This window comes from Ideonella oryzae (genome assembly GCF_024055665.1).
Classification (GTDB): domain Bacteria; phylum Pseudomonadota; class Gammaproteobacteria; order Burkholderiales; family Burkholderiaceae_C; genus Ideonella; species Ideonella oryzae.
In genome coordinates this window covers 38,919-59,056 of the sequence record NZ_JAMXMC010000007.1, presented here as the reverse complement: position 1 = coordinate 59,056, position 20,138 = coordinate 38,919, and the positions used below count along the sequence as shown (strand labels likewise).

Sequence of the window (20,138 nt, the reverse complement as noted above, 5' to 3'; positions counted from 1 at the left end):
CACCATGAACCAACTGATGTCCATCGAGGCCGCCAGCGAGATGATCCGCCGCGGCCTGCCCCTGAGCGTGGCGGGCCCTGAAGCCGTGCTGGACCGCCTGCCCCACGGCAACTGGATCGGCGGCACCATTCCCTACTTCATGGTCGAGACCGGTGGCGTGGTGGTGCAGGACGAGCGCCTGTTCGTCACCGACCTGTCCGGCCTGGGCCAGGTCCACATCGGCAGCTACGGCCCGGACGAGCTGGCCCGCATCAGCGGTGAGGCGCCCGACAACGGCGTGTCGCTGACCATCATCCCGGCGGCCAGCCCCACGCTGCGCCGCTTTGCGGCCGAGGCCGCCAGCTACGAGGAAGCCTTCGTCAAGCCCACCGTGGGCTGGATCGCCGGCGTGCACCTGAGCGAGCTGGGGCGGGTGTCGCCCAAGGTCTACGAGGGCAGCACCGGCCAGAAGTACGAGGACCGTGCGGTGGTGGCCCATCTGGCGCTGCCGGAAGGCCGGCTGGCGCTGGTCGAGATCGTCAACCTCTTCGAGCCGGATGGTGGCGATCTGATCCGCTTCGACAGCGTGGGCGACCAGGTCGAGACCTGCCAGGTCAATGGCGAGACCGTGCGCCTGGCCGACTACCTGCGCAGCCGCGGTCTGGCCCATGGGCGCTTGCCGCTGGTGGGCGACTTCGCCGGGGCGCACATCAATGTCTCGTTGCAGAAGGTGGGCGAGCACCGCGTGAGCCTGTACGCCCCGGTGTTCCCGGGGGTGGACTACCACGTCGCCAGGCCGGTGGACGACTATGCGGCCGCCTTTCGCGCCGCCCTGGCCGATCGCCAGTTCGACGGCGCGGTGATGTCCTGCAACTGCATCCTGAACTTCCTGTTCGGCGAGCTGGAGGGCAAGGCCATCGGCGGCGTGCAGGGTCCGGTGACCTTTGGCGAGATCGCCTACCAACTGCTCAACCAGACCCTGGTCGTGCTGCGGGTGGTCTGAGCGCGCTGCTCAGGGCGGTGTGGGCAGGGCCCGCATCGCGCAGGCCGAGCGGTCGGCGAACGCGCCACCGGGCAGACCCCAGGCATGGGCGTAGTGCAGTTCGCCCGCCGGATCCAGCACCAGCCGGATCTCTTCGCGGAAGCGCGCGGCCTCTTCGCTCAGTCCGGTGGTGAAGCGCACTTCCCAGCGGCCCTGCGTGTCGGGGGCCGCGTCATGCCTCCCCGCGGGCAGCACGATGCGGTGGCACCAGATGCCGGGCAGCTCGCTCATCACCGGCCACAGGCACAGCTGACCCTCGGCGTCGCGGGCCAGCAGCGTCGCTTCCTCGTGCACTTGGCGACCGTCCGGCAGCCGCAGCGCGCGGTAGCGCAGCAGCACGCCGCGCTCCTCCATCAAGGGCTGCAGCGCCAGCCGTCCGGTGAACTCCTCGTCCTCGTGGTTGCGCCCCAGGCCGCGCCATTGCTGGGGGCCTCGGCTCAGGGCCTGGATCAGGTCCATGTCCTTGTTTCTCCCTCGGTCTGCCGTTCTCTGTTTGGGGGCAGTCTTGAGGCGGCGCGTGGCCGCGGCAACCTCAGCCCTGAGGATGCGGTGCGCCTGCAGAGCGGGTCACTGCCAGCCGTGGCGGCGCACCCAGGCGCGCTTGGCCCATTGCACCCCGGCCATGTAGCCCAGCAGCAGCACAGGCAGCAGCGTGAAGTAGCTGGCCGGCAGGGGCTGCAGCTTCAGCCAGGGGGCCAGCGGCCCCTGGGGCAGCCACAGGGCCAGCACCGCCAGCGCGCCGGTGGTGGCCAGCAGGGCCGGTGCGGCGCGGCTGCCGATGAAGGGCAGGCGCGGGCTGCGGATCAGGTGCACCACCAGGGTCTGGGTCAGCAGGCTCTCGACGAACCAGCCGCTCTGGAACAGCGTCTGCTGGGCGACTGTCTGAGCGCCGTAGCCCCACCACATCAGCGCGAAGGTGGCCAGGTCGAAGATCGAGCTGATGGGGCCGAAGGTCAGCATGAAGCGGCCCAGCTCGTCGGGGTTCCAGCGCTGCGGGCGGTCCAGCAGGTCCGCGTCCACCCGGTCGAAGGGCACGGCCGCCTGGCTGAAGTCGTACAGCAGGTTCTGCACCAGCAGGTGCATGGGCAGCATGGGCAGGAAAGGTAGCAGCAGGCTGGCCGCCAGCACCGACAGCACATTGCCGAAGTTGCTGCTGACGGCCATCTTGATGTACTTGAGCATGTTGGCGAAGGTCTTGCGGCCCTCCACCACGCCGGCGTCCAGCACCAGCAGGCTCTTTTCCAGCAGGATGATGTCGGCCACTTCCTTGGCGATGTCCACGCCCGAGTCCACCGAGATGCCCACGTCGGCCGCGTGCAGGGCCGGCGCGTCGTTGATGCCGTCCCCCATGAAGCCCACCACATGGCCCTGGGCCCGCAGCGCCTTCACGATGCGCTCCTTGTCCTGCGGGGCCAGCCTGGCGAACACGTTGGCCTCTTGCACTGCAGCCTGCAGTGCGGTGTCGTCCAGGGCGGCCACCTGCGCGCCCAGCAGCAGGCCCGTCACCGGCAGGCCCACCTGCTGGCAGACCTGGCGGGTGACCGCATCGCTGTCGCCGGTCAGCACCTTGACCGTCACGCCGTGCGCGGCCAGGGCCTGCAGGGCGGGCGCAGTGCTGTCCTTGGGCGGGTCCAGGAAGGCGACGAAACCCGCCAGGGTCAGCGCGGTCTCATCGGTCACATGGTAGGCCGCCTGGGGCGGTACCTCGCGCCAGGCCACGGCCACCACCCGCAGGCCTTCGGCACTCAGGCGTGCCGCGGTGGCGCGGATCTCGGCCAGCCGCTCGGGTGTGAGCGGCTGTGCCGTCTCACCTTGCCCCTCGCGGGCCACCACGGCCTGGCAGCAGGCCAGCACCTCCTCCACCGCACCCTTGCAGACGAGGCGGGCGGCAGCCTCTGCGGCCGGCGGTTGCAGCACCACCGACATGCGCCGGCGCTGGAAGTCGAAGGGCACCTCGTCGAGCTTGGTCCAGCCACCGCAGGCGCTGGCCAGGTCGCCGCGGGCCAGCAGCGCGCGGTCCATCGGGTTTTTCAGACCGGTCTGGTGCTGGCTGTTGAGCCAGGCCCAGCGCAGCGGGCCGTCGTCGGGGCGGCCCCAGGCATCGATGGCATGCGACAGCGCGATGTGGTCCTGCGTCAGCGTACCGGTTTTGTCGGTGCACAGCACGTCCATGGCGCCCAGGTTCTGGATCGCGTCCAGCCGCTTGACGATGACCTGGCGCTTGGCCATGGCCACCGCACCCTTGGCCAGCGTGCTGGTGACGATCATCGGCAGCATCTCGGGTGTGAGCCCCACCGCCACCGACAGGGCGAACAGAAAGGCTTCCAGCCAGTTGCCATGGCCCCAGCCATTGAACAGCAGCACCAGCGGCACCATCACGGCCATCAGGCGCAGCAACAGGCGGCTGACCTGGTTGATGCCGGCCTCGAACTGGGTGGGCACGCGTTCGGTGCTGGCGGCGTGGCCGGCCAGCGCGCCGAAGAAGGTGAGTGAGCCGGTGGCCACCACCAGCACCGTGGCCGAGCCCGAGACCACGTTGGTTCCCATGAAGACCAGGTTGTCCGCCGCCAGCGGGTCGGTCACGGTCTCCAGCGCCCGGGCTTGCTTCTCCACTGGCAGGCTCTCGCCGGTCATGGCGGCCTGGTTGACGAACAGATCCTTGGCCGTCAGCACCCGCGCATCGGACGGCACCATGTCACCGGCCGACAGCAGCACCACATCGCCCGGCACCAGACGGGCCATTGGCGCCTCCTGCGCCGTCTGGCCGGGACGCAGCACGCTGGCCTGGCTGCTCACCATGGCCTTGAGCGCGTCGGCGGCATGGCTGCTGCGCCGCTCCTGCACGAAGCGCATGCCGGTGGCCAGGGCCACCATGGCCAGGATGACGATGGCCGAGCGCAGGTCCTGCGTCAGCCAGGAAATGGCGGCCAGCGCGGTCAGCAGCAGGCTGAAGGGGCTGCGATAGGCCTGCCACAGGTGTTGAGGCCAGGGCAGCGGCCCTTCGGTGCCGACCTGGTTGGGGCCCACCCGCCGGCGCACCCGCTGGGCCTGGGCTTCGGTGAGTCCTTCGGTGCTGCTGTGCCAGTGGGCCAGGGCAGCCTCTGGCGACAGGCGGGCCGTGCTGCGCAGCGGTCCGCCCACCTGGGCTGCCGCATGGCGGTGCGAGGGGCCACCGACCGCATGGCCCCACCAGATCAGGCGGCGGAAGCGGTGGCCGCCGTGCTGGCGGCGCAGAAAGCGTGCAAAGGCGCCGCGGGGGCGGGGGGGGGCCTGGGGCATGAAATGGGGGGCTCGGTTGGCGACTCAGTCCAGGTAATGCTGATGCACGTAGTGGCCTGGCGCCGGGCCCAGCGTGGCGTCTTCCAGCGGCAGGCGGCCCGGCACCGTGCCGCTGCCATGGCCGATCAGCCACTGGTGCCAGGCGGTCCACCAGGAGCCGTCCTGCGGCAAGGCCTGATCCTGCCAGTCGCTGCAGGTCAGCCAGGGGCCGTCGTCCGGGCGGGTCAGCATGGCGTAGTGGCGGTGCGGGTGGCCGGGTTCGCTGACGATGCCGGCGTTGTGGCCGCCACTGGTCAGCACGAAGGTGATCTCGGTGTCGGCCAGGCGGTGGATCTTGTAGACCGACTTCCAGGGCGAGACGTGGTCCTTCTCGGTGCCCACGACGAACATCGGCACCCGGATGTCGGCCAGCGAGACGGCCCGGCCCTCCACCGGGAAGCGGCCCTCGGCCAGCTCGTTGCGCAGGTAGCAGCGCCGCAGGTACTCGCTGTGCATCACCGCGGGCATGCGGGTGGTGTCGCTGTTCCAGGCCATCAGGTCGTTGGGCTGGTCGCTCTCGCCCAGCCACAGCTCGCGCAGGGCCTGCGACCAGACCAGTTCGCGCGAGTGCAGGTACTGGAAGGCCCCGCCCATCTGCGGGCCGCTGAGGAAGCCGCGCTCGGCCATCATGTCCTCCAGCAGCGCCACCTGCGATTCGTCGATCAGCACGCCCATCTCGCCGGGTTCGGTGAAGTCGGTCTCGGCCGCCAGCAGCGACACCGTCTTCAGCGCGGGCAGCAGGTGGGCCTGCTCGATCTGGCCCGGGCGGGAGAGCGCCGCCGCGGCGATGGACAGCAGCGTGCCGCCCAGGCAGTAGCCGCAGGCATGGACCGCCTCGCAGTCGGGCACCAGGGCCTTGATGGCCGCCAGGTTGTCGAACACGCCCTCGTGCAGGTAGTCGGCCATGTCCAGCAGCGCGTCGTTCTCGTCCGGGTTGCGCCAGCTCAGGATGAACACGGTGTGGCCCTGGTCGGTCAGCCACTTGACGAAGGAGTTGTGCGGCGAGAGATCCAGGATGTAGTACTTCATGATCCACGAGGGGACGATGAAGACCGGCTCGCGCTGCACCGTGGGCGTGGTGGGCGAGAACTGCAGCAGCTCGCTCAGGTGGTTGCGGTGCACCACCCGGCCCGGGGTGACGGCCACGTCGCGGCCAGGGCGGTACTCGTGTTCGGTGGGCCGCACCGGGGCCAGGCCGTGCTGCTGGCGCCAGCCGTCCAGCGCGTTGATCCAGCCGTTGAGCAGGTTGCTGCCCAGGGTCTCACGGGTGCGTTCGCGCACCTCGGGGTTGCCCCACAGGCCGGTGTTGCTCGGCGAGAGCATGTCCAGCCACTGGCGGGCGTAGAAGCGTGCCATCTCCTGGTGGTGCGGCTCCATGCCGCGCAGCCGGGTGGCGTCGTCCCACCAGGCCTCGGCCTCGTGGTAGGCATGCACCACGGGCGCCCAGGGCCAGTGCTTCCAGCCCGGGTGCGCAAAGCGCGGGTCGGCGTCGTCCTCCGGGCGGTTGTGCAGGGTGTCGGCCCACCAGTGCAGTGCGCTCTGCTGGACCGCGGTGGCCAGGCGGGCAGCCTGGGCCGGCTGGCTGGCCAGGTGCAAGGCCCAGTCCATGCCCGCCAGGGCCAGCGAGATGGGCGACAGCCCGCTGCTCATGGGCGCCAGGGCCGCATGCAGCCGGCTGTCGAACTGGGTGGCGGTGCGGCGGGCATGCTCTTCGGCGGTGAGCGCGGGGGTGGCGTTGTCTTTCATGGGGACCTTCATGGGGGCATTCAGGCGGGACGGTCAGAGGCAGAACGGCCAGAAGCCGGGGCGTCTGGCGCGGGCAGGGCCGGCAGGGGCAGGGCCGCACCGCAGGCGGTGAAGACGCGTGACAGGTCCACGCTGGCGGCCTGGCCCAGTTGGGCGCCGTGCCGGGCCAGCCACTGGGTGGCCAGCGCGCGGCCCTGCTCGAACAGCGTCAGCAGGAAGTCGTGCTGCACCATCATCTTGCTTTCGACGGACAGCTCGCCCAGCAGGGCGCCGCCGTCGAGCAGGTGAAAGCGGCTGCGGGCCAACAGCCGGTCCAGCCGGTCGGCTGGCCACCAGCGGCGCCGGGCCCGCTGCTGGGCCTGGGCCAGCAACTGCATCTCGCGCAGAAAGCCGGCCTGCACGCTCATCGCGCTGAGTCGGGCCTGGATGTCGGCCCCGGTCTGGGGTGTCTGCGCATAGTGCAGCGGGTTGAGCAGCACCAGCAGGGTGTCGCGGGCGCGGCCTTCCGCCACCAGCGGCAGCACCGCCGGGTTGGCGCTGTAGCCGCCATCCCAGTAGGCCACGCCGTCGATCACCACCGGGTGGAACAGGGTGGGCAGGCAGGCCGAGGCCAGCAGCACCTCGCAGCTGATTTCTTCCTCGGTGAACAGGCGGGTGCGGCCGGTGTCGGCCTCGGTGGTGGCCACCAGCAGCTTGACCGGGGTCTCGCGGCGCAGACGCTCGAAGTTGAACTGCGCCTGCACCACCTCGCGCAGCGGGTTGATGTCCAGCGGGTTGAAGTTGGCCGGCCCCAGGTGACGGGTCCAGTCCAGGGCCAGGGTCATCCAGGGCACGGCGCCGGTGCCCAGGTTCTGCATGGGCAGCATGCCCACCAGGGCCGGGACGCTGTCGGCCACCGCCTTCCAGAAGCGCCGCAGGCTGGCGCGGGCCCCTTCGGCGCCATCGTCCAGCAGCCCCTGGGCCAGGGCCACCGCGTTCATCGCCCCGGCGCTGGTGCCGCTGATGGCCACCGGGCGGATGCGGCCGTCCTCCAGCAGAGCGTCCAGCACGCCCCAGGTGAAGGCGCCATGGGCGCCCCCTCCCTGCAAGGCCAGGTTGACGGGCAGGGACGACTGGGTGGACATGGCGGGGACTCCTTCAGGCCAGGCCCTGCTGACGCAGCAGGGCAAAAGTGGCGCGGGCGGCAACCCGGCCCTCGTCGGTGGGCACCACCCACACCTCCACCGGGCTGCCGGCAGCGTGGATGGGGGCGACCCGGCCCCCCTTGGCATCGTGGTTGGCCGCGGCGTCGGGCCGGGTGCCCAGCCAGGTCAGCCGGGTCAGCAGGTCCTCACGCAGTTGTGCATCATGCTCCCCGATGCCGCCGGTGAAGGCGATCACGTCCACCCCGCCCAGCACGGCCAGCAGGGCGCCGGCCTCGCGCAGCAGCCGGTAGGTGAACAGCTCGATGGCTTCTTGCGCCGCCGGCGCGTCGCTGGCGCGCAGCGTGCGCATGTCGGCCGACAGACCGGACACGCCCTTGAGGCCCGAGCGCTTGTAGAGCAGGGTCTCGACCTGGTCCACCGTCTGGCCCTGGCGCCACAGGTGCAGCAGCACGCCGGGGTCCACGCTGCCGCTGCGGGTGCCCATCATCAGGCCGTCCAGGGCCGAGAAGCCCATGGTGGTGGCCACCGAGTGACCATCCCGCGCTGCACACAGGCTGGCGCCGTTGCCCAGGTGGGCCATCAGCACCCGGCCGCCGGCGCGCGGCGTGCGGCGTTGCAGCTCGCGCATGACGAACTGGTAGGACAGGCCGTGGAAGCCGTAGCGCTGAACGCCCTGGTCCCACAGGCTGCGGTCGACCGGCAGGCGGTGCTCCACCGCCGGCATGCCGGCATGGAAGGCGGTGTCGAAGCAACCCACCTGGGGCAGGTCCGGCAGGGCCTTCTGCAGCGCGCGCACGCCGGCCAGGTTGTGCGGCTGGTGCAGCGGGGCCAGCGGGTTGAGTTCGGCCAGCGCGGCCAGCGTGGCCTCGTCCAGCAGACAGGGTTCGACGAAGCGCTGGCCGCCGTGGACGATGCGGTGGGCCACGCCCTTGAGCCGGATGCCGGCCTGGCCCAGGGTCTCGACCAGCAGGGCCAGGGCCAGCTCAAAGCGGCCCAGCCCGTCGCGCGCGGGCAGCGGCAGGGCGCCGTGGCCGGCCACGCACAGCAGGGGCTGGCCACCGGGCTCCAGGCCCTGGAACTCGCCCGACCAGACGGCCGGTCCGTGCTCGGCGTAGACGCCGAACTTCAGCGAGGACGAGCCGGCGTTGACCGAGAGCACCGCCGCGTGCCCGCGCAGCACCCGGCTCAGGCCGGGCGGCAGGGCCAGGGCGTCGGCGGCGTTCATGCCTGGGCACTCCGGGCGGCCAGCATGGCTAGCGCGGCCGAGGCCATGCGCGAGGCCGCGGTGTCGGCCCGGCTGGTCAGCGCGATGGGCACGCGCGCGCCCAGCACCACGCCGCAGCTGGCGGCGCCGGCCAGGTACTCCAGCTGCTTGGCCAGCATGTTGCCGGCCTCCAGGTCGGGCACCATCAGGATGTCGGCCTGGCCGGCCACCGGCGAGGCGATGCCCTTGATGCGCGCCGCCTCGGCCGAGATCGCGTTGTCGAAGGCCAGCGGGCCGTCCAGCAGCGCACCGGTGATCTGGCCGCGGTCGGCCATCTTGCACAGGGCCGCCGCTTCCACGGTGGAGGGGATGCGCGGCGTCACCGTCTCCACGGCCGACAGGATGGCCACCTTGGGCTGGGCCACACCCAGCGCGTGCGCCAGGTCGATGGCGTTGCGCACGATGTCGGCCTTGGCCGCCAGGTCTGGCGCGATGTTCAGCGCCGCGTCGGTCACCAGCAGAGGCTTGGGATAGGCCGGCACCTCGAAGCGGAAGACGTGCGACATGCGGCGCTCGGTGCGCAGGCGGTGCTCGGCCAGCACGGCCTCCATCAACTCGTCGGTGTGCAGGCTGCCCTTCATCAGCATGGCCACCTGGCCATCGGCCGCCAGGGCCACGGCCTGGGCGGCGCTGTCGTGGCTGTGGGCGCTGTCGCGCAACTCCACACCCTCGAGCGACAGGCCGCCGGCCGCGGCCACCGCTTCGATGCGCGCGCGCGGGCCCACCAGCACCGGCACGATCAGGCCGTGCTGGGCCGCCTCCAGTGCCCCGCGCAGCGAGCCGTCGTCACAGGGGTGCACCACCGCGCAGCGCACCGGCTCGCCGCCGGCCAGGCTGGCGATCCAGGCCTGCAGCCGGGCCTCGGGGTCGAACAGGTGCATCGTCGGCAGGATGGCGCGCGGGCGCACCACCTTGTCCTTGGGCGCCTTGACCAGGGCCTCGCCGGACACCACCTCTTCGCCAGCCTGGTTGTTCACCACGCAATCCAGCACCACATTGTGGTGGGCGTCGTCCTTGCTGCGCACCGTCAGCGTCACCGTCAGCGTGTCGCCCACCCGCACCGGGCGCTCGAACTTCAGCGTCTGCGACATGTAGATGGTGCCCGGGCCGGGGAACTCGGTGCCCAGCACGGTGGAGATCAGCGCGCCGGCGAACATGCCGTGCACGATCACGCCGTGAAAGCGCGTGCCGTTGGCATAGGCCGGGTCCACATGGGCCGGGTTCACATCGCCCGAGACCAGGGCGAAGGCCTGGATGTCGGCATTGCTCAGCGTGCGCCGCAGCGTCGCGCTCTGGCCGACCTGCAGCTCGTCGTAGGTCACGTTCTCGATCAGGTCGCTCGCGTGCAGGCTTTCGCTCATGGACACATCCGTGCAGAAAAGGGGAAGGAACGGGGAACGGCGCCGGCCTCAGCGTACCGCATGGTCGCCGGCGTCCACATACAGGGTCTGGCCGGTCATGCCGCTGGCGTCCGGCCCCACCAGAAAGGCCACGCAGCGACCGATCTCGTCGAGCGTCACCAGCCGGCGCAGCGGCGCAGTCAGGGCGCTGCGGGTCATCAACTCGTCGAAGGCCAGCAGGCCCGAGGCCGCCCGGGTGGGCACCGGCCCGGGCGAGACAGCATGCACCCGCACGTTCTGTGGGCCCAGCTCCACCGCCATGTAGCGCACCAGGGATTCCAGCGCCGCCTTCACAGGCCCCATCAGGCCGTAGTGCGGCACCGCCTCGTCCGCGCCGATGTAGCTCATGGTCACCAGGGCGCCGCCGGCGGTCAAGTGCGGCTCCATCAGCCGGGCCATCTCGGCAAAGGAATGGCAGGACACCCGCACCGCCTGGTTGAAGCCCTCGGCGGTGCTGTCCACCACCCGGCCGTGCAGGTCGTCCTTGGGGGCCCAGGCGATCGAGTGGACGCCGAAGTCCAGGCCACCCAGCGCGTCTGCCGCCGCGTTCACCGCGGCCTGCAGCTCGCCCGGCTCCTCCACATTGCAGCGCAGCAGCGGCGCGCCGATGCGTTCGGCCAACGGGGCGACGTAGGGCACGGCCTTCTCGTTCAGGCAGGTCAGGGCCACGCGGGCACCGCGCTCGGCCAGCACCCGGGCGCAGCCCCAGGCGATGCTGTGCTCATTGGCCACGCCCAGCACCAGGCCACGCAGGCCGTCCAGGGGGCGGTGGATCGGCGGGACGGGATCGCTCATGACGGTCGCTCCTTGCGGCAGGTCAGACCCTAGTTTGCTGCAGTGCGGCAAAAGCTTTGTGAAAGAAGTGCTCAGCTTTGTCGGCAACAGGGGCTTGATTGATTCAGGTCAAGCGAGAGGGTCGATGTCCGGGCGGGCCGTGGGCTGTCACTGGCGCGTCACGGCAGGCACCAAGACTGCGCCCGACCGATTCCGGGAGTCTGTGATGAACAAGGACGAAGCCGTCAACCAGCTGGGCGCCTCGGCGCCAGGCTGGTCCTCGCTGCTGCAGCCGGCCCGTCTGCGGGCCGCGTTGTGCGCCAACGACCGGCTCAAGCTCTACCTCAGCGTGCTGCAGGCTGCGGCTGCCCATGCCCACGCGCCCCACCAGGCCCTGCTGGACCTGGCCCGCGAGATCGCCGCCGCCGGCATTGGCGTGCGCGAGGAGGCCGAGTGGCTGCACGACCTGCCGGCCACCGCCGCGCTGGAGGGCGAGGCGGTGCGTCTGCCCGAGCTGCCGCGGCTGGCGGGCCAGCTGCACGAGGACCTGGGCGTGATGGCCCGTCCGCTGCTGGCCCAGGCCGATGCCGACCCGGCCCTGGCCGAGCGGGTGGGCGGCTGGCAGGCCCGGCTGCAAGCCCTGGCGGCGGGCGCTTCCCTGCTGGACGAGGCCCTGCTGCGCGCGCTGACCAGCGGCCAGCCCGAGGCCGGCGACAGCCTGCACCGCCTGGTGATGGACCTGCACAAGGCGCTCAACCGCCTGGCCGCCCGCCTGGCCAGCGACAACGTGGCCGGCGCCCATGCCTGGGACCTGGCCACCGATGGCAGCGACCGGCCGCGCATCGAGGCCTTCATGCGCGGGCTGGAACGCACCCGCGCACTCAAGGGCGAGCACCCGGGCCTGGACACCGCGGCCACCCGCGAAGGTGCGCGCCTGATGATCCAGAACGACATCGGCACCAACGACGCCCACGTCATCGTGCTGCAGGTGGACACCGGTGCCGTCGCGCCCAGCATCAGCCTGACCTACTCGGACCTGCACCGCCAGCGTTTCACCTTCTTCCAGCGCCTGCTGGCCGAGGTGGGCGCGCAGTGGGGCCCCACCCAGAGCCGCCAGACCCCCGGCCTGAACGCCGGTGAGGCCTACCACGTGGGCAGCGCCCGCTTCGCGCCGGCCGACGAGGCCGCGCTGCAGCAGATGCTCGAAGGCATCGGCGAGCGCATCGTCTTCCTGATCGACTGGAACCGGGCCCGCAAGCGCCTGCTGCCCTTCGTCGACAAGGCCGCCGCGGTGGCGGTGCTGGACGCCACCGCGCGTCAGCGCGTGGGCCACCTGGCCTGGCTCACGCTGGGCGGCGAGCGCCTGATCTGGAACGCCATGGCCGCCCAAGGGCCCAGCGCCTTCCGCCTGGGCGACCGCCTGGACGAGGTGATGGGCGAGGACGCCGCCGCGGCCTTCCTGGTCGAGGCCCTGGCCCTGGCCGACCGCGCCCGGGTGCAGGCGCAGCCGCCGGCCCTGGTGGCCGACCAGGTGCGCACCCTGCTGGCCCAGCGCCTGCAGGGCCGCCACGGTGGCTTCGAGGACCTGGCCGAACACGCTGGCCTGTGCCACGCCATGGCCCAGGGCCTGCGCGACGCCCTGGCCCACGGTCACGACCGCGACGCCGCCGCCGCCGCCCACCTGGCCGCCCGCGCCAAGACCTGGGAACGCCAGGCCGATCACCTGGTGATGCGTGCGCGCAGCCAGGCCGAGCGCTACCCGCAGTGGCAGCCGCTGCTGCGCCTGCTGGAACAGAGCGACGACGTGGCCGACGCGCTGGAGGAGGCCTGCTTCGTGCTGGGCCTGCGGGCCGAGCAGGCCGGCAGCGCCCCGGCTGCCGTGCGCGAGACCCTGCTGGCGCTGGCCGACTGCGTGCTGGGCGCGGTGCAGGACCACCTCAAGGCCCTGGCCGTGGCCAGCACGCTGGGTCAGCGCAGCGACGCCGCCGACCGCGACGAGTTCCTGGGCGCCTCCTGGCGGGTGCTGCAGGCCGAGCGCCATGCCGACGAGCTGCTGCGCACCGCCCGCCGCGCCCTGGCCCAGGCGGCCCGCAGCGACCCCGACCCGGTGGCCCTGACCCTGGGCAATGAGCTGGCCGCCGCGCTGGAGCTGGCCAGCGACGCCCTGCTGTCGCTGGGCTACGGCCTGCGCGAGCGCGTCTTCCAACGCCTGGACCCGGGCAATGCCTGACCTCACCTCACCGCCCATGTCCGACTTCGATCCCCACGCCCCCTGGCTCATCGGCTGCGGCCAACCCTCGGCCGACACCCCGCTGCCCGGCCCCGAACAGCTGGGCAACAAGGCCCACAACCTGGCCCGCATGGCCGCGCTGGGCTTGCCCGTGCCGCCGGCCTTCGTGCTGGGCACGGCCTGGTGCGCGGCGCCGCAGCCGCCCGGCGCCGACGTCTGGCAGCCGGCACTGGCCGCGCTGGAGCAGGCCAGCGGCGCGCGCTTCGGCGACGACCGGCGGCCCCTGCTGCTGTCGGTGCGCTCCGGTGCGCCGGTGTCCATGCCCGGCATGATGGAGACGCTGCTCAACATCGGCCTGTGCGACGCCACCGTGCCCGGCCTGCTGCGCCTGACCGGCAACCCGCGCCTGGTGTGGGACGCCTACCGCCGCCTGGTGGCAGGCTTTGGCGAGACGGTGCTGGGGGTGCCCGCGGCCGTCTTCGAGGCCGACCTGCAGGCCGCCGCCGGCGGGCGCGACGAGCGCGAGCTGGACTTTGCCGAGCTGCGGGCATTGACCCGCGCCCATCTGATCAGCGTGCGCCGCGCGGCCGGCCAGCCCTTCCCGCAGGACCCGCAGGCCCAGCTGCAGGCCGCCATCGGCGCGGTGCTGGCCAGCTGGCAGGCGCCCAAGGCCCGGGACTACCGCCGCCTCAAGGACCTGCCCGACAGCCTGGGCACGGCAGTGACGGTGCAGCGCATGGTCTTCGGCAATGCCGGCGGCACCTCCGGTGCGGGCGTGGGCTTCACCCGCCACCCCAGCACCGGTGAGCCCCAGCCCTGGGTCGACTTTCTCTTCAACGCCCAGGGCGAGGACGTGGTGTCCGGCCGCCGCAGCGCCCACGGCCATGCCCAGCTGGCGGCAGTGGCGCCGCGGGTGTGGGACCAGTTGCTGGCCGCCACCCGCCAGGTCGAGCGGGCGCTGGGCGACATGCAGGACTTCGAGTTCACCGTGGAGAACGGCCAGCTCTGGCTGCTGCAGACCCGCGACGGCAAGCGCACGCCGCAGGCCCAGGCCCGCATCGCGCTGGACCTGTGCGACGAGGGCGTGATCGACGCCGCCGAGGCCCGCCGCCGCACCGCTGAGCTGGACCCGGCCACGCTGAGCGTGGAGCGGGTGGTGGGCGGCGACGGCAGCGCCCCGCTGGCCGAGGCGATGAGCGCCGCCCACGGCGTGGCGGTGGGCCAGGTGGCGCTGGACGAGGCGGCCGCGCGGCGCCTGGCGGCCCGGGGCCGGCCGGTGCTGCTGGTGCGGCAGGATGCCGAAACCGCGGACATCGCCGCGCTGGAGTTGTCGGTGGGCCTGCTGACCGAACGCGGGGCGCGCACCTCGCACGCGGCGGTGGTGGCGCGCCAGCTGGGCAAGGTTTGCCTGGTGGGCTGCGCGGCGCTGCAGATCGACCCGGCGCGGCGCCGGCTGCATTTCAGCACCCCGGCGGGCGAGGTGGCGGTGGACGAGGGCGAGCTGCTGACCCTGGACGGCCACCGCGGCTGGGTGCTGATGGGCGCGGCCCGCACCGAACGCGAGGCCCCGGCCGAGCTGCTGGCCCGGCTGGCGGTGCTGCGGGCGCGGGCCGGCTGAGGGCGGGGCGCTGGGTCAGGGCGGCGGCGCGCTCAGGCGCCGGCGTCCAGGTTCTCGTCGCGCAGGGCCCGCAGCAGGGCGTCCATGTGCAGGGTGGCGCTGCGCTGGCCGTGGGCGGTCAGCACGTTCTCGCGCTTGAGTTGGGAGATCAGCCGGCTGGCGGTTTCCACCGTCATGTCCAGCATGGCGCTCATTTCCTGGCGGGCCGGCAGCCAGACGGGTTCCTCGTCGTGCTCGGCGAATTCGCTGAGCTTGAGCAGGAGGCGCAGCACCCGGCGCCGGGCCGGGCCGGTGCACAGCTCGGTCAGCCATTCGTCGGCATCGTCCAGGGCGCGCTGCCAGCGCTTCATCATGTCGCGCAGCAGGCCGGGCTGATCCTGGGTCAGTTCGTCCAGCAGGTGGCGCGGCAGGCGGCAGACCACCACCTCGGTGCAGGCCACCGCGTCGGCGGCGTAGCTCTGGCCGAGCATGGCTTCCATGCCCACGGTGTCGCTGCGCCCGGCCAGGCGCAGGATGCGGCGCTCGCCACGCTCGTTGGTGCGTTCCAGCCGCACCACGCCCGAACGCACGGTGTAGGCGGCTTGGCCGGCCTGCTGCATGCGGTAGAGCGACGCGCCCGGAGCCAGCCGGATCTCGGCGATCTGGCCATGGATGTGCTCCAGCGCAGCCTCGTCCAGGGCGCCGAACAGGGCGAACCGGCGCACCCGGCATTCCGCGCACAGGCGGGCCTGAGGGTTGTAGAACGCCGGTTGGAGAGGGATGACTTCGGGCGCGCTCATGGCCCCGAGTATGCCCCGCGCGCCTGGGCTTTCATGCGCGGGAGGCGGGGATCAGCGCTTCTGATCGGCCTTTTGCAGGCGGGCGTGGCTGCGGGGGTTGCCCAGCGCGGCCATCCAGAAGGGCTCCGACTTGTGGGCCTTGTCGGCCAGGGGTTCGAAGCTGTCGCGGGTCTGGCGGGACGGAGATTTGGGGGGCTGGGCGGATTTCTGCATGGCGGTCAGGGTGGGTTGTCGTGTGCCAAGCCTCTCATTGGGGTACGTTCGGGGCCCGGTCGATCTGTCTAACGCGACAGGTCCCAGAAAGGATGACACAGGGAAACCTGGATTTGCAACAAATGCTCACACGGGGGGCGGCCGGCCTGCCGGCCCATGCGGCATCACGGCCACAGTCCGTGCGCTTCGCTCCAGCGGGCCGGGCTGGTTATCATGGCGGGTTGCCTGCAGGACCGCCCATGTCGTCCGTCTCCACGAACCCGAATTCTCCGGCCACCGCCGTTTCCCCGGTGGCCGCCGCCACCCGGATCTCGGTGCGCGGCGCTCGCACCCACAATCTCAAGAACATCGACCTGGACCTGCCCAAGCATGCGCTGGTGGTGATCACCGGCCTGTCGGGTTCGGGCAAGTCCAGCCTGGCCTTCGACACCCTGTATGCCGAAGGCCAGCGCCGCTACGTCGAGAGCCTGTCGGCCTACGCCCGCCAGTTCCTGCAGCTGATGGACAAGCCTGACGTGGACGTCATCGAGGGCCTGTCCCCGGCGATCTCCATCGAGCAGAAGGCCACCAGCCACAACCCGCGCTCCACCGTGGGCACGGTGACCGAGATCCACGACTACCTGCGCCTGCTCTACGCCCGTGCCGGCACGCCCTTCTGCCCGGACCACGGCCAGCCGCTGTCGGCCCAGAGCGTCAGCCAGATGGTCGACGCGGTGCTGGCCCTGCCCGAGGGCACCAAGCTGATGGTGCTGGCGCCAGTGGTGCGCGACCGCAAGGGCGAGTTCACCGAGCTGTTCCAGGACATGCAGGCCCAGGGCTATGTGCGTTTCCGGGTGGACGGGGTGATCGTCGAGGCCCTGAACCTGCCCGCGCTGAAGAAGGCTGAGAAACACGACATCGACGTGGTGATCGACCGCCTGAAGACCGGCGAGGGCATGAAGCAGCGCCTGGCCGAGAGCTTCGAGGCGGCGCTGCGCATCGCCGATGGCCGGGCCATCGGCTACGAGATGGACGGCGGGGCCGAGCACCTGTTCTCGGCCAAGTTCGCCTGCCCCATCTGCAGCTACTCGCTGCCCGAGCTGGAGCCGCGCCTGTTTTCCTTCAACTCGCCGGTGGGCGCCTGCCCGCACTGCGATGGCCTGGGGGTGCAGACCCTGTTCGACGCGGAGCGGGTGGTGGCCTTCCCCAGCCTGGCGCTGGGTTCGGGCGCCATCAAGGGCTGGGACCGCCGCAACGCCTATACCTTCTCGCTGCTGGAGAGCGTGGCCGCGCACTACGGGGTGGATGTGGAGCTGCCCTTTGAGGAACTGCCCGAGGCCTTCCGCCGCGTGGTGCTCTACGGCTCGGGCGAGGAGGAAATCGAGTTCACCTACGAGGCCGAGGGCCGGGGCGGCAAGATGCGCAGCGTCAAGCGCAGCCATCCCTTCGAAGGCGTGATCCCCAACTTCGAGCGGCGCTTCCGCGAGACCGACTCGGCCGCCGTGCGCGAGGACCTGGCTCGCTACCAGAGCGCCAAACCCTGCCAGCACTGCGGCGGCGCCCGGCTGCGGCGCGAGGCCCGCAACGTCTTCCTGCCCGGCACCCTGGCCGAGCGCGGTCAGCCCATCTACGAGGTGGAGCACATGACCCTGGCCGAGGCCCTGGCCTGGTTCGAGCACCTGGCGCTGGAGGGGGCCAAGGCCGAGATCGCCGACAAGGTCGTGCGGGAGATCCGCTCGCGGCTGAAATTCCTCAACGACGTGGGCCTGAACTACCTGAGTCTGGACCGCAGCGCCGACACCCTGAGCGGTGGCGAGGCCCAGCGCATCCGCCTGGCCAGCCAGATCGGCTCGGGCCTGACGGGGGTGATGTACGTGCTGGACGAGCCCAGCATCGGCCTGCACCAGCGCGACAACGAGCGCCTGATCGGCACCCTCAAGCACCTGCGCGACCTGGGCAACAGCGTGCTGGTGGTCGAGCACGACGAAGACATGATCCGCGCGGCCGACTGGTGCGTGGACATGGGCCCGGGTGCCGGCACCCACGGCGGCCAGGTCATGTCGCAAGGCACGCCAGCGCAGATCGCGGCCGACCCGAACTCGCTGACCGGCCAGTACCTGGGCCGGGTGCTGCGCATCGCCGTGCCGGCCGAGCGCCGCCAGCCGATGCTGGACGAGCACGGCCAGCCCCGCATGCTGCGGGTGGTCAACGCGCGGGGCAACAACCTCAAGGGCGCGACGGTGCAGATCCCGGTCGGCCTGTTCACCTGTGTGACCGGCGTGTCCGGTTCCGGCAAGAGCACGCTGGTCAACGACACGCTCTACGCTGCGGTGGCGCGCAAGCTCTACAACAGCCACGCCGAGCCCGAGGCGCACGACGCCATCGAGGGCCTGGAGGCCTTCGACAAGGTCATCAACGTGGACCAGAGCCCCATCGGCCGTACCCCGCGCAGCAACCCGGCCACCTACACCGGGCTGTTCACGCCCATCCGCGAGCTGTTCGCCGAGGTGCCCGCGGCGCGCGAGCGCGGCTACGGCGCGGGCCGCTTCAGCTTCAACGTCGCAGCCGGCTCCGGTGGCGGCCGCTGCGAAGCCTGCCAGGGCGATGGCGTCATCAAGGTGGAGATGCACTTCCTGCCCGACGTCTACGTGCCCTGCGATGTCTGCCAGGGCAAGCGCTACAACCGCGAGACGCTGGAGGTTCTCTACAAGGGCAAGAACATCGCCGAGGTGCTGGACCTGACGGTGGAGGACGCGCATGCCTTCTTCAGCGCCGTGCCGGCCATCGCCCGCAAGCTGCAGACCCTGCTGGACGTGGGCCTGGGCTACATCACCCTGGGCCAGAGCGCGACCACGCTGTCGGGCGGCGAGGCCCAGCGCGTCAAGCTGGCGCAGGAACTCTCCAAGCGCGACACCGGCCGCACGCTCTACATCCTGGACGAGCCCACGACGGGCCTGCACTTCCAGGACATCCAGTTGCTGCTCAAGGTGCTCAACCAGCTGCGCGACGCGGGCAACACCATCGTCGTCATCGAGCACAACCTCGACGTCATCAAGACCGCCGACTGGCTGGTGGACATGGGCCCCGAGGGCGGCGCCGGCGGTGGCACGCTGCTGGCCGAAGGCACGCCCGAGGTCATTGCCGCCTGCCCGGCCAGCCACACCGGGCGCTTCCTCAGGCCGTTGCTGGACGAGGTGCGCTGAGTCCGTCGATCATCAGGGCCCGCAGACCCATGAGGCGCCCCGATGCACGACGACGACACGCTCACCGCCTGGCTGGCACAGGCCTGGGACAGCCATGACCAGGACCCCGCAGCCCTGGCCGATGCCTTGCAGGCTCGGGCCCCGCGCCTGCCTGACGGTGCCGATGGGGCGGAGCTGGTGCGCCTGGCCCGGCATGTGATGCTGGCCCACCTGGCCGACGGCGATCGGCTGCAGGCCTTCATCCATGCCCTGCCCGATCACGCCGGGTTGCAGCAAGCGCGGGCGCGAGCCGGCTGGGCCCTGGCCACCTGGCAGGAGCGGACGCCGGCCCTGGCCCTGGCCGACGAGGTCGCCTGGTCGCTGCTGGGCGATGTGCTGCAGGCCCGCTGCCGTGTCGGCCGGGCCAGCGAGGTGCTGGCGCTGCTGACCGCTCGGGAGGCGCAGGCCTGCGACCACCCCGTGCCCGCCGCACGCCGCGCCTTCGCGGCCAACTGCAACAACACGGCCCAGGCGCTGCGTCTGGGCCCCCGGGGTGACGCGCAAGGCGACGCTGCAATGATCGCCCTGGCCCAGTTGGCACGGCGGGCCTGGCAAGCCGCCGGCGGCTGGCTGGAGGTGGAGCGGGCGGACTACCAACTGGCCTTGTGCCATGCGGCGGCCGGGCAGGGTGAACCGGCGCTGCGCCATGCACAGGCCTGCCTGGACGCCTGTGCCAGCCAGGGAGCCGATGCGATGGAGCGCTTCTTCGCGCACGAGTGCGCGGTGCATGCCGCGCGCAGCGCCGGGCGGCCGGCCGAGCAGCTGGCCCATCGCCAGGCCATGCAGGCGCTGCTGTCGCAGATCGATGAGCCGTCAACGCAGGCCTGGTGCGCCGAGGTCCTGGCCGGCCTGCCATCCTGAACCCGCGTCCGCCTCGGACATGAAAAAAGCCGGCACGGGGCCGGCTTCTCGAGTGGGCTGGCGGGCACTGGGCCCGCCCGCATCACTTCAGGTGGCTGTTGATCAGCTTGGTCATCTCGAACATCGACACCTGGGCCTTCTTGAAGATTTCCTTCAGCTTGGCATCGGCGTTGATCATGGTCTTTTGCGCAGCGTCCTGCAGACCATGCTTCTTGATGTAGGCCCAGACCTGCTTGGTCACCTCGGTACGCGGCAGAGCCTTGTCACCGATGATGGCGGCCAGCAAGGGGCTGGGGGTCATCTCCTTCATGAAGGCGGCGTTGGGGGTGCGCTTCTTGGCCGGAGCGGCCGCCTTCTTGGCGGGCGCAGCCTTCTTCGCAGCCGGAGCCGCAGCCTTCTTGGCCGGGGCGGCCGCCTTCTTCGCGGGGGCTGCAGCCTTCTTGGCCGGCGCCTCCTTCTTGGCCGGAGCCGCCTTCTTCGCAGTTGCCATTTGGATTCTCTCCATCAAAGAAATGTTGATGTGCCGGGCGCGGGCGAAAGCTGCATGA

15 protein-coding genes are annotated in these 20,138 nt (G+C 71.5%); 5 read left to right on the top strand and 10 right to left on the bottom strand.

The features are described 5' to 3' along the window. The first annotated feature begins 4 nt into the window (after positions 1-4). Positions 5-982 carry a DUF6976 family protein gene (locus M0L44_RS12890; protein ID WP_252770103.1) on the top strand — a complete coding sequence of 326 codons (978 nt, stop codon included), beginning with the start codon at positions 5-7 and terminating at the stop codon, positions 980-982. Positions 983-991: 9 nt separating this feature from the next. Here M0L44_RS12890 and M0L44_RS12885 read toward each other — a convergent pair whose 3' ends face one another. The 7 genes from M0L44_RS12885 to fabI form a co-directional block, all read right to left on the bottom strand. Further along, entirely contained in the window at positions 992-1,480 is a 489-nt protein-coding gene (locus tag M0L44_RS12885) for a hypothetical protein (RefSeq protein ID WP_252770102.1), read from the bottom strand. Positions 1,481-1,588: 108 nt separating this feature from the next. After that, positions 1,589-4,300 carry a magnesium-translocating P-type ATPase gene (mgtA, locus tag M0L44_RS12880; RefSeq protein ID WP_252770101.1) on the bottom strand — a complete coding sequence of 904 codons (2,712 nt, stop codon included), beginning with the start codon at positions 4,298-4,300 and terminating at the stop codon, positions 1,589-1,591. Positions 4,301-4,324: 24 nt separating this feature from the next. Further along, positions 4,325-6,085, bottom strand: coding sequence for a PHA/PHB synthase family protein (locus M0L44_RS12875; RefSeq protein ID WP_252770100.1), 1,761 nt, complete (start codon positions 6,083-6,085; stop codon positions 4,325-4,327). A 20-nt stretch (positions 6,086-6,105) separates the two neighbouring features. Continuing rightward, positions 6,106-7,209, bottom strand: a complete 1,104-nt coding sequence (locus tag M0L44_RS12870) for a patatin-like phospholipase family protein (RefSeq protein WP_252770099.1) — start codon at positions 7,207-7,209, stop codon at positions 6,106-6,108. Between the two features lie 13 nt (positions 7,210-7,222). After that, positions 7,223-8,455 (bottom strand): acetate/propionate family kinase, encoded by a 1,233-nt coding sequence (locus tag M0L44_RS12865; RefSeq protein ID WP_252770098.1) that lies wholly within the window; start codon positions 8,453-8,455, stop codon positions 7,223-7,225. After that, the gene (locus M0L44_RS12860; RefSeq protein ID WP_252770097.1) at positions 8,452-9,855 is read right to left on the bottom strand and encodes a bifunctional enoyl-CoA hydratase/phosphate acetyltransferase; all 1,404 of its coding nucleotides are present in this window, start codon (positions 9,853-9,855) and stop codon (positions 8,452-8,454) included. Before M0L44_RS12860 ends, M0L44_RS12865 begins: the two co-directional genes overlap by 4 nt. 48 nt (positions 9,856-9,903) lie before the next feature. Then, positions 9,904-10,689, bottom strand: a complete 786-nt coding sequence (fabI, locus tag M0L44_RS12855; protein WP_252770096.1) for an enoyl-ACP reductase FabI — start codon at positions 10,687-10,689, stop codon at positions 9,904-9,906. 205 nt (positions 10,690-10,894) lie between these two features. On the opposite strand from fabI, the gene M0L44_RS12850 reads away from it, so the two are divergent. Continuing rightward, positions 10,895-12,898 carry a phosphate transport regulator gene (locus tag M0L44_RS12850; RefSeq protein ID WP_252770095.1) on the top strand — a complete coding sequence of 668 codons (2,004 nt, stop codon included), beginning with the start codon at positions 10,895-10,897 and terminating at the stop codon, positions 12,896-12,898. 16 nt (positions 12,899-12,914) lie between these two features. Continuing rightward, entirely contained in the window at positions 12,915-14,516 is a 1,602-nt protein-coding gene (locus M0L44_RS12845) for a PEP/pyruvate-binding domain-containing protein (RefSeq protein WP_252770094.1), read from the top strand. A gap of 32 nt (positions 14,517-14,548) precedes the next feature. Here M0L44_RS12845 and M0L44_RS12840 read toward each other — a convergent pair whose 3' ends face one another. Together M0L44_RS12840 and M0L44_RS12835 are read right to left on the bottom strand one after the other, a co-directional pair. Beyond that, positions 14,549-15,295, bottom strand: a complete 747-nt coding sequence (locus tag M0L44_RS12840) for a Crp/Fnr family transcriptional regulator (RefSeq protein WP_252770093.1) — start codon at positions 15,293-15,295, stop codon at positions 14,549-14,551. 51 nt (positions 15,296-15,346) lie between these two features. Next, complete coding sequence (locus M0L44_RS12835) at positions 15,347-15,508, bottom strand: hypothetical protein (RefSeq protein WP_252770092.1); 162 nt, start codon at positions 15,506-15,508, stop codon at positions 15,347-15,349. 239 nt (positions 15,509-15,747) lie between these two features. Here M0L44_RS12835 and uvrA point away from each other — a divergent pair, with 239 nt between their 5' ends. Both uvrA and M0L44_RS12825 read left to right on the top strand, forming a co-directional pair. Further along, positions 15,748-18,690, top strand: a complete 2,943-nt coding sequence (gene uvrA, locus M0L44_RS12830) for an excinuclease ABC subunit UvrA (RefSeq protein WP_252770091.1) — start codon at positions 15,748-15,750, stop codon at positions 18,688-18,690. Positions 18,691-18,732: 42 nt separating this feature from the next. After that, the gene (locus M0L44_RS12825; protein ID WP_252770090.1) at positions 18,733-19,590 is read left to right on the top strand and encodes a hypothetical protein; all 858 of its coding nucleotides are present in this window, start codon (positions 18,733-18,735) and stop codon (positions 19,588-19,590) included. Between the two features lie 82 nt (positions 19,591-19,672). On the opposite strand, the gene M0L44_RS12820 is transcribed toward M0L44_RS12825, so the two are convergent. Beyond that, positions 19,673-20,080, bottom strand: a complete 408-nt coding sequence (locus tag M0L44_RS12820; RefSeq protein WP_252770089.1) for an SWIB/MDM2 domain-containing protein — start codon at positions 20,078-20,080, stop codon at positions 19,673-19,675. Between the last annotated feature and the right edge of the window lie 58 nt (positions 20,081-20,138).

Coding starts and splice junctions, on each gene's coding strand:
- M0L44_RS12890 (WP_252770103.1), top strand. CDS start 5: ATGAACCAACTGATGTCCATCGAGGCCGCCAGCGAGATGATCCGCCGC.
- M0L44_RS12885 (WP_252770102.1), bottom strand. CDS start 1,480: ATGGACCTGATCCAGGCCCTGAGCCGAGGCCCCCAGCAATGGCGCGGC.
- mgtA (WP_252770101.1), bottom strand. CDS start 4,300: ATGCCCCAGGCCCCCCCCCGCCCCCGCGGCGCCTTTGCACGCTTTCTG.
- M0L44_RS12875 (WP_252770100.1), bottom strand. CDS start 6,085: ATGAAAGACAACGCCACCCCCGCGCTCACCGCCGAAGAGCATGCCCGC.
- M0L44_RS12870 (WP_252770099.1), bottom strand. CDS start 7,209: ATGTCCACCCAGTCGTCCCTGCCCGTCAACCTGGCCTTGCAGGGAGGG.
- M0L44_RS12865 (WP_252770098.1), bottom strand. CDS start 8,455: ATGAACGCCGCCGACGCCCTGGCCCTGCCGCCCGGCCTGAGCCGGGTG.
- M0L44_RS12860 (WP_252770097.1), bottom strand. CDS start 9,855: ATGAGCGAAAGCCTGCACGCGAGCGACCTGATCGAGAACGTGACCTAC.
- fabI (WP_252770096.1), bottom strand. CDS start 10,689: ATGAGCGATCCCGTCCCGCCGATCCACCGCCCCCTGGACGGCCTGCGT.
- M0L44_RS12850 (WP_252770095.1), top strand. CDS start 10,895: ATGAACAAGGACGAAGCCGTCAACCAGCTGGGCGCCTCGGCGCCAGGC.
- M0L44_RS12845 (WP_252770094.1), top strand. CDS start 12,915: ATGTCCGACTTCGATCCCCACGCCCCCTGGCTCATCGGCTGCGGCCAA.
- M0L44_RS12840 (WP_252770093.1), bottom strand. CDS start 15,295: ATGAGCGCGCCCGAAGTCATCCCTCTCCAACCGGCGTTCTACAACCCT.
- M0L44_RS12835 (WP_252770092.1), bottom strand. CDS start 15,508: ATGCAGAAATCCGCCCAGCCCCCCAAATCTCCGTCCCGCCAGACCCGC.
- uvrA (WP_252770091.1), top strand. CDS start 15,748: ATGTCGTCCGTCTCCACGAACCCGAATTCTCCGGCCACCGCCGTTTCC.
- M0L44_RS12825 (WP_252770090.1), top strand. CDS start 18,733: ATGCACGACGACGACACGCTCACCGCCTGGCTGGCACAGGCCTGGGAC.
- M0L44_RS12820 (WP_252770089.1), bottom strand. CDS start 20,080: ATGGCAACTGCGAAGAAGGCGGCTCCGGCCAAGAAGGAGGCGCCGGCC.